The sequence below is a fragment of the Methylobacterium planeticum genome, assembly GCF_008806345.1.
In the GTDB taxonomy this organism is placed as follows: domain Bacteria; phylum Pseudomonadota; class Alphaproteobacteria; order Rhizobiales; family Beijerinckiaceae; genus Methylobacterium; species Methylobacterium planeticum.
Genome location: NZ_VZZJ01000071.1, coordinates 1 through 1,456, shown reverse-complemented (window position 1 = coordinate 1,456; position 1,456 = coordinate 1). Strand labels below are relative to the sequence as shown.

1 protein-coding gene is annotated in these 1,456 nt (G+C 72.3%); it reads left to right on the top strand.

Features of this window, described 5'->3' with window-relative positions; all coding sequences use genetic code 11:
* Positions 1-1,456: glutamine--fructose-6-phosphate transaminase (isomerizing) (glmS, locus tag F6X51_RS27575; RefSeq protein WP_150967295.1), on the top strand; the 1,456-nt coding region annotated here is incomplete at both ends.

Genomic DNA, 1,456 nt, shown 5'->3' with positions numbered 1-1,456 from the left:
GGCTCGAGCGCCGGCGCGCCGAGGGCAAGCTCTCCAACCTCCAGCTCAAGCTGCTGCAATCGCCGCTGTCGGGCGCCATCGGCATCGGCCATACCCGCTGGGCCACCCACGGCCGCCCCAACGAGATCAACGCCCACCCCCACGCCACCGAGCGCCTGGCGGTCGTGCATAACGGCATCATCGAGAACTTCCGCGAGCTGAAGGCCGAGCTCCAGGCCCACGGCATCCGCTTCGAGACCGAGACCGACACCGAGGTCGTGGCCCAGGCGGTCAGCCACGCCATGGCCCAGGGCCTCGGGCCGGTCGCGGCGGTGGCCGCCACCCTGCCGCGCCTGCGCGGCGCCTTCGCGCTCGGCTTCCTGTTCGCCGGCGAGAGCGACCTTTTGATCGGCGCCCGCCACGGCGCGCCGCTCGCCATCGGCTACGGCGCGGGCGAGACCTATCTCGGCTCGGACGCGCTGGCGCTCGCCCCCTTCACCGACGCCATCACCTACCTGGAGGAGGGCGACTGGGCCATCCTGACCCGCGAGGGCGCCGAGATCCGCGACATCGCCGGCGCGGTCGTCACCCGGCCGCGCCAGATCATCGCCGCCCAGGCCTACCGGGTCGACAAGGGCAACCACCGCCACTTCATGGCCAAGGAGATCCACGAGCAGCCCGAGGTGGTCGGGCGCACGCTGGCCCATTACGTCGACCTCGCCGAGAGCCGGGTCGCCCTGCCGGAGGCGCTGCCCTTCGACTTCGCCCGGCTGTCGCGCCTGACCATCACGGCCTGCGGCACCGCCTATTATGCCGGGCTCGTGGCCAAGTACTGGTTCGAGAAGCTCGCCCGCCTGCCCGTCGAGATCGACGTCGCCTCCGAGGCCCGCTACCGCGAGGCGCCGCTCGCGGCCGACGGGCTGACGCTGGTGATCTCGCAATCGGGCGAGACCGCCGACACCCTGGCCTCGCTGCGCTACGCCAAGGGCCAGGGCCAGCCGACGCTGGCGATCGTCAACGTGGCGACCTCGACGATCGCGCGCGAGGCCTCGGCCGTGCTGCCGACGCTGGCGGGCCCCGAGATCGGGGTGGCGTCCACCAAGGCGTTCTCCTGCCAGCTGACCGTGCTGCTGTGCCTGGCGATCGCGGCCGGGCGGGCGCGCGGCACCCTGAGCCTGGCCGAGGAGGCCCGCCTCGTCGACGCGCTGATCACGGTGCCGGGGCTGATGGCGGAGGCGGTCAAGCAGGAGGGCGAGATCGAGCGTCTCGCCCGGGAGATCGCCAAGGCGCGGGACGTGCTCTATCTCGGGCGCGGCACCGCCTACCCGATGGCGCTGGAGGGCGCGCTGAAGCTGAAGGAGATCAGCTACATCCACGCGGAGGGCTACGCGGCGGGCGAGTTGAAGCACGGGCCGATCGCGCTGATCGACGAGAGCGTGCCGGTGATCGTGATCGCGCCGCACGACGCGATCTTCGA